The following is a 6,364-nucleotide window of genomic DNA, read 5'->3' as shown; positions in this document are numbered from 1 at the left end:
GAGGCATGGGTCCGCGCGGTGGGGCTCCTGCAGACCATCCCGGGGATCGCGCTGCTGGCCTTCATGATCCCGCTGCTGGGGATCGGCGTGCTGCCGGCGCTGGCGGCACTCTGGCTGTACTCGCTCTACCCGATCGTCCGCAACACGTACAGCGGCGTTCGCGACGCCGGCCCCGAGGCCACCGAGGCCGCCCGCGCGCTGGGGATGAGCCCGGGGCAGGTGCTCCGGCACGTGCGGCTGCCGCTCGCCGCGCCGGCGGTGATGGCCGGCATCCGCACCGCCGCGGTGATCACGGTGGGTACCGCCACGCTGGCCGCCTTCATCGGCGCGGGCGGCCTGGGAGACCCGATCGTGGCCGGGCTGGCGCTCTCCGACACGCGGATGATCCTCTCCGGCGCCATCCCCGCCGCGCTCCTCGCCCTGCTGGTGGACGGCGTCCTCGCGCTGGCCGAGCGGGTGGTGCGCCCGCGCGGGCTGGGATGAGTCTCCTGAACAGGGAGAGCTACGGCTGGGGAGCGGGAACGCGGGCCCGGCGGCGGCCGCCGGAGAGCACGCGCCAGTAGACGAAGCCGTTGACGGCGAGCACGAAGACGCCCAGCACGAGCTGCATCCAGCGGGTGAGCCCGGCCGGGTACATGATCGCCACGATGTAGTGCTCCACGAAGCCGCCGACGTAGCCCGCCTGCCGTCCCAGCGCGCGCAGGTGGTTCTCCAGCGGCGTGAGCGGGCAGATCCACCCGCCGAACTCGATCAGCGCGCCCCAGGTGGCGCAGGGCAGGTGCAGCCACACCAGCCGCCGCCAGCGCAGCACCAGCAGCCCGCCCAGCACCACGAACAGCACGAAGCAGAAGTGGATCACCACCACGGCGTCGGCCAGGAAGCGGTAGGTGGCGGGAGAGAGCGACATCGGAGGCGGCCCGGGTGACCGGATGCGGATCGGCGGCGTGACCACTCTCCCGAAGAAGCAGGAGGACCGGGCATCGCGCAAGAGCCCGGTCCTTCCGCTTTCCCGATCCGGTTCAGGGCCGCGGTACCTTGAGCCGGCGGTACTCTTCGTCACGCATGGCGTTGATCCGGTTGCGGATCAGCCATCGGCAGCGGCGTACGTGATCGACCACTGCTTCGTACTTGGGTGCGGGTGCGTTCAACTCGTAATCTGCCCGGTCTCGAGCGGCTCTGAGAAGAAGCAGCACGCGATAGATCTCTTCGAACTGGTCCCCGCCCGTGCCTACCGCTTGGAAGATCGCTTCATGCGTGCGGCTCGATGGCACAGTGCCGGGCCCCTGCGCCTCTTCGATCCGCTTCCGTACGGAGAGCAACGCGGCATAGTAAGCGCGGTTCTCGGCCGTACGCAGCAATGCCTCCGTGTCGACTTTGGGAATCTTGATGCAGCAGACGTCCGCGACCTGGAGCCACCGCTCGGGATCGAATGACATTCAGGCAAACAGAGGCAGGTAGTCTGGATCGGGGCTGATCGTAATCAGGAAACGACGCAGAGTATCGGGACGGGCGAAGCGCTCCCGAAGCCTCGTGTAGAGCGTGCTCTCGAACTCGAACAGCGGTTCGTGCTCGGTCGTCTGCGCGAGGATCTCGACCGTGAGGTAGGGGGAGCCATCGAGATCCGAATGCACTTCCATCTTCTGGACACGCACCGGGCCCAGCTCGCGAACGACCTCGTCGTACGCGAACTCCAGCGCCGTCCAGAGGCGATATTTGTGGATCAGCGCCCGGGCCGAGCGGGGACGAACGAGCGGGAGCCGGAGCTTCTCCCGCCAGGAGAGCGGCTCCGCGCCGGCAGCTTCGTACAGGGCGGTGCGGTCCGGTCGAGCCGCCTCCGGCGCGGTGGAGGCAGCCAGCCCCTGGTGCGCGAGCGTCGTCATTCGTCTTCGTTCAAGATGCACGTTATGGCGAATTGCGCCTGTATAATGCGAGTTTCGTACGGAAGTGTCAAGTTTGTCCATCTATCTATGGGATTACCAGCAAGTTGCATGCGGCGCCGGAGCACGCTGATGAACGGGAGGACCGGGCGCCCCGCGAGCGCCCGGTCCTCCGTGTCCTGCGATCTATGTCGGTCAGCCCGTGAAGTCTCTGTGAACGGCCGGCGCGCGGGCATTCTGTCGCGCCGGCCGGCCTCCCGTCGCCGGCGTCAGGCCGCCAGGGCGGGGCGGCCGTAGGTGAGCACGGCCTCCAGCGGCAGCCGCGGCGAGCGCGCGGACGGGGCCTGCGCCACGCCCAGCCGGAAGAGCATCAGCCGCGTTCCGTCGCCCGCGGCCTCGAAGAGCGCGTCGAAGCGCTCGCGCAGCGCCTGCAGCTCCTCGCGCTCGCGCGCGGAGAACACCGTGGCCGCGCTGCCGTCCAGCATCTCGAACATGTAGACGAGCGCCGCCAGCGGCTGCAGCGCCAGGCCCAGCGAGGTGGCGCGCAGCCACACCCGCTCCACCGCCCGCCCCCCGCGCAGCGCGCTCGCCGGCGCCGCCCCGCCCACGGTGATCAGTCCCACCGCCGACGAGCGCGCCACCGCCCGCTCCGCCTCTTCCTGGAAGGCGCGGCCGCCGCCCAGCTCGCGCAGCGTGGCCGCCACGTCGGGGCGCGCCGCCACGCGCAGGGCGGCCTGCTGCGCGGGGGTGAGCTCCAGCGCCTCGACGGGGATGCCGTCGCCCGCGCGCGCGGCCTCCTCGCGCGACCAGCGCACCTCGTCCACCATCTCGCGGTGCAGCTCGCGGCAGAGGTAGCGGATGCGCTCGCCCGCGCCCACGATGCGGCCCAGCTCGGCCAGGTCCTCCTCGCGGGTGAGCAGGTCCAGCCGCGCTCCCCGCACGCGCGCCGCGTCGGCCAGCGCGGTGAGCGCCCCCGCGCCCAGGGCCACCCGCGCCGGGGTGCGGCGGTTGGTCACCCGCTCGGCGAGCTGCGGGAAGAGCTCCGCGTCGCAGGCCACCGCGTCGCCCGCGGGCTCGAAGGTGAGCGCGGCGGCCACCAGCGGGTCGCGCGGGCGGGGGAAGGGCTCGGTGCGGACGCGGTAGCCCCGGTGCGCGGCGGCCACCGCGATGTTCTCGATCGCCGCGCCCAGGCCCAGGTGCGCGGCCCGGAAGGCGGGGTCGAGCAGGGTGGACGAGCGCGCCCGGTCGTGCAGCACCCAGAGCCGCTCGCCGTCCCAGTTGAAGCGCCACGGCTGCCGGTTTGCGGCCGAGGGGGCCAGCGTGCCGTGGTGCACGCAGAAGCGCACCAGCTCGGGGATGCGCCCGTCCACCCCCGCCAGCACCCTGAGGCGCGGGGCGATGGTGGTGACCACCGAGAGCGCGGGGCCGCCGTCGGCCAGCACGGCCTCGGCGTCCACGGAGCGACGCCCGCTCGGCAGCGGCTGACCCAGCGCCAGGCGGCGCACCGCCATGGCCACCGTGGCCCCGCCCAGCGCCGCGTCGGAGCCCAGCTGCGGCCACGCCGACACGGTGCGGCGGATCTCCACCAGGCTGGCGGCGGCGCGGGGGCTGGCGCGCTCGGCGTCGGCGATCACCAGCTCCAACGCGCGGCGGGCGTCGTCGTCCAGCGCGGCGACCCCGGCGGCGGTGAGCTCGCCCGCGCGGCCGTGGAAGAGCGGGCGCCCGGGCTCCAGGTCGAAGCGCTCGGTGTCCAGCGTCCCCCGGTCGCCGCTCTCGGCCAGCACGGGGATGCCGGCGGCGCGGGCCTTCTCCCGCAGCAGCACCCGCGCGTGCAGGTCGTCGCAGCCGTCCACCACCGCGTGCAGCGGCACGTCGCCGCCCAGGAAGTCGGCCACGTTCTCCGGGGTGAGCCCCTCGTGGAAGAGGGTGATGCGCGCGAACGGGTCCAGCTCGTAGATCTGCCGGGCGGCGAGCACCGTCTTGGGCACGCCCAGGTCGTGCACGCCGGCGCGCACGCGGTTCAGGTGGGCGAGCCCCACGGCGTCGAAGTCGGCGAGCTTCAGGTGCCCGCACGCGCCCTCGAGCGCCAGGGTGAGCGCGGCCGCGTTCCCGGCGGCCAGCCCCACCACGCCCACGTGAAAGCGGGCCAGCCGCTCCTGCTCCGGGGCGGCCACCTTGTGGCGGTTGCGGTCCAGCCGCAGCTCGGCGAACTCGGCCGGGGGAAGCACGTGCACCAGCCGGCCGGACCAGGGATAGAACACCCAGCGGCCGTACTCGGAGGGGAGCATCCCTGCCAGCACGGCGTCGCGCGCGTCCAGCGCCGAGTCGGGCGGGAGCGCGCCGCTCCGGGCCCGCACGCGCAGCAGGTCGTGGATCTGCTGCTCGATGGTGTCGTGGAGGCTCCGCACCTGCCCGGAGCCGATGAGGTGGTTCAGGCGCGCGGCGTCTCCCGGGCGCGATATGTCCAGCACCAGGGGCGAGGATGCCGCCTCGCCCCAGGCCTCGTCCGTCGTGATGAAGTCGTTGGCCAGCACGGAAAACCTCCTGCTCATGGTAGACGTCGGCGGGAGCCGCGCTTTCGAGCCGCGCGGAACTCCCGCCGCTATCACGTCTTAGCAACGAGCGGACCGGTCCGGGCCACCTGATGTAATCGTTTACATCCCAACGCCTTGTCGATCCGCACGGCTGGATAAACTTTCATCCCGGCGGATATTTTTGGGACATCGGAGACCCAACTGGGGAGCGGGTGCCGCAGCGTCTAAGAGGTTCCCGGCGGACGGTTTAGCAAACAAATGAACGATGCACGCGTCCGGAGGGAGAGGGTCCGGGCGGACCGAAGCCGCGTGCCGGAAGGCCTGCAGAGGCCAAAAGGAAGCGCGGCGGGCGTGGGCGCCCGCCGCGCGGTTCTCTCGCCGCTTCAGCTCGCGGTCACTCCCCGCCCGCCTGGCCGGTGGGGGTCTCGGCGCGGTGGATCTGCCCGCGCAGGTCGCCGAAGTACGTCTGCCCGGTCGTGTGGAGGTTGAAGTACAGCTCCCCGTCCCGGGCGAGCCGCGCCAGCCCCGCGATCGTCGAGGTCTTGACGGGCCCGTTGGACCCGAGCGACGGGCTGGGGATGACGCACCCGGACGTGGCGACGCCGACCAGGCCCTTCCCGGCCTCGGCGGTCCTGACGATGTGCTCGTTCCTCAGCTCGACTGAGAACGTGCCGTCCGCCAGGTTCTGCTTGAGGTCCGTGGCCTGCGCGAAGTCGACCAGGATGGGGCCCAGGATGCCCGGCCGCCCGCAATGGATGTGGAACATGTTGACGGCGGAGAGGTCGACGCCCTCGACCCGCACGTCCACGTAGGCCCGGCTGAGGTCGTTGCTGAACCGAAGCTGGCCATGGGCGCGATGACCCGCCGCTTCGCGCTGGGCGCGGCTCTGCGAGGGCGTGGTCGAGCGGAACCTGGACGGCGTGGAGCCGGGGGTGTTCTCCTCCTCGTCGCCCTCCTGCCACGGGCTCAGGAACGCCTCGAACACGAGCCCGATCTCCTTGCCGCGCTTCGGGTCCAGGCTCGGGGCGGGTGCCGGCGCGGAGGCGGCGGACGCCGATGCCGCCGGCGTCGCCGCCTCCGCCGTGGACGGTTGATCCGTGGAGCCGCACCCCCAGAGCAGCGCGAGACCCGAAATGCAGACGTACCGCAGATGCATTGCCGCCTCCGTCGGTTGGCCGGTTCAGGGAGAGACTTCGGGATGCCGCGGTATCCTCGCTGGCGGTGCTGATACGAAACACGGCAGTTTTCGCAAAGTCAACATTCCTGAACAAATGGCCGCGGCTCATCACGCCGTCTCATTCGCGGTCGGCGCCGGGGTGACGCGGCCGGTATGCGCGGAAGAAGCCGCGTCCGTCATCCCGGACCCCTGATTTCTGCGGGCACTCGACGGGGAACGATCTCACGGGAGTCAACGGAGGTAACGGAGGAACTTCATGTTGTTCTCCGTTGACTCCGTTAACTCCGTGTGATGCATCAACTCGGTCGTGCTCGCGCTGCGTCCCGGCGGCGGGCCAGCAGCGCGTCCAGGCTGTAGCGGCCGCCGCCGCGCGCGGAGAGATAGAAGAAGACGAAGCAGTAGAGCGCGGGCAGCTCGCCGCCGTTGAGGATCGGCCAGAAGCCGTCTTTCGCGTGCGCCAGGAAGTAGGCGAAGGCCATGAGCCCCGAGAGGAGGAACGCCACGGGCCGCGTGAGGAGGCCCACGACGAGCAGCGGGGCGACAAAGGTCTCCAGGATGCCCGCGAAGAAGCCTCGCGAGAACGGCTCGGCGGTGTTTCCCGGCTCGCCCCGGTAGCCGCCCAGCACGCCGAACATCTTCTGCGCGCCGTGCTGCATCAGCATCAGCCCGGCGACCACCCGGAGGAGCGCCAGCGCGGCCTCCTCGAAGCGGTGCATGAAGAACGGTCTCATCTTCCTCCCGCCGAAACACGTCCGTCCCTGGCTGCGGACCCTTCA

The 6,364-nt window shown here is 71.4% G+C and carries 7 protein-coding genes; 1 reads left to right on the top strand and 6 read right to left on the bottom strand.

All coding sequences use genetic code 11. The features are described 5' to 3' along the window. On the top strand, positions 1–483 hold a 483-nt coding region (locus VF746_31780; GenBank protein ID HEX8697042.1), incomplete at its 5' end, for an ABC transporter permease. A gap of 19 nt (positions 484–502) precedes the next feature. Here the strand turns inward: VF746_31780 and VF746_31775 are convergent. From VF746_31775 to VF746_31750, 6 genes are all read right to left on the bottom strand, one after another. Next, a complete protein-coding gene (locus tag VF746_31775) occupies positions 503–907 on the bottom strand; it encodes a DUF2784 domain-containing protein (protein ID HEX8697041.1) in 405 nt (134 codons plus the stop codon). 112 nt (positions 908–1,019) lie between these two features. Then, positions 1,020–1,436, bottom strand: coding sequence for a hypothetical protein (locus VF746_31770; GenBank protein ID HEX8697040.1), 417 nt, complete (start codon positions 1,434–1,436; stop codon positions 1,020–1,022). Further along, on the bottom strand, positions 1,437–1,880 hold the full coding sequence (locus VF746_31765; protein HEX8697039.1) for a hypothetical protein: 444 nt from the start codon (positions 1,878–1,880) through the stop codon (positions 1,437–1,439). A 266-nt stretch (positions 1,881–2,146) separates the two neighbouring features. Beyond that, positions 2,147–4,429: an Rv1355c family protein gene (locus VF746_31760; protein HEX8697038.1), complete on the bottom strand. Its 2,283-nt coding sequence runs from the start codon at positions 4,427–4,429 to the stop codon at positions 2,147–2,149. A gap of 376 nt (positions 4,430–4,805) precedes the next feature. Next, the gene (locus VF746_31755; protein HEX8697037.1) at positions 4,806–5,567 is read right to left on the bottom strand and encodes a CHRD domain-containing protein; all 762 of its coding nucleotides are present in this window, start codon (positions 5,565–5,567) and stop codon (positions 4,806–4,808) included. 317 nt (positions 5,568–5,884) lie between these two features. After that, on the bottom strand, positions 5,885–6,319 hold the full coding sequence (locus tag VF746_31750; GenBank protein ID HEX8697036.1) for a DoxX family protein: 435 nt from the start codon (positions 6,317–6,319) through the stop codon (positions 5,885–5,887). Positions 6,320–6,364: the final 45 nt, after the last annotated feature.

It is taken from the genome of Longimicrobium sp. (assembly GCA_036389795.1).
Classification (GTDB): domain Bacteria; phylum Gemmatimonadota; class Gemmatimonadetes; order Longimicrobiales; family Longimicrobiaceae; genus Longimicrobium.
This window is presented reverse-complemented; position numbering and strand designations above follow the sequence as displayed.

Excerpts from the sequence above, each read along its gene's own strand:
- VF746_31775 (HEX8697041.1), bottom strand. The coding sequence starts at position 907 with ATGTCGCTCTCTCCCGCCACCTACCGCTTCCTGGCCGACGCCGTGGTG.
- VF746_31770 (HEX8697040.1), bottom strand. The coding sequence starts at position 1,436 with ATGTCATTCGATCCCGAGCGGTGGCTCCAGGTCGCGGACGTCTGCTGC.
- VF746_31765 (HEX8697039.1), bottom strand. The coding sequence starts at position 1,880 with ATGACGACGCTCGCGCACCAGGGGCTGGCTGCCTCCACCGCGCCGGAG.
- VF746_31760 (HEX8697038.1), bottom strand. The coding sequence starts at position 4,429 with ATGAGCAGGAGGTTTTCCGTGCTGGCCAACGACTTCATCACGACGGAC.
- VF746_31755 (HEX8697037.1), bottom strand. The coding sequence starts at position 5,567 with ATGCATCTGCGGTACGTCTGCATTTCGGGTCTCGCGCTGCTCTGGGGG.
- VF746_31750 (HEX8697036.1), bottom strand. The coding sequence starts at position 6,319 with ATGAGACCGTTCTTCATGCACCGCTTCGAGGAGGCCGCGCTGGCGCTC.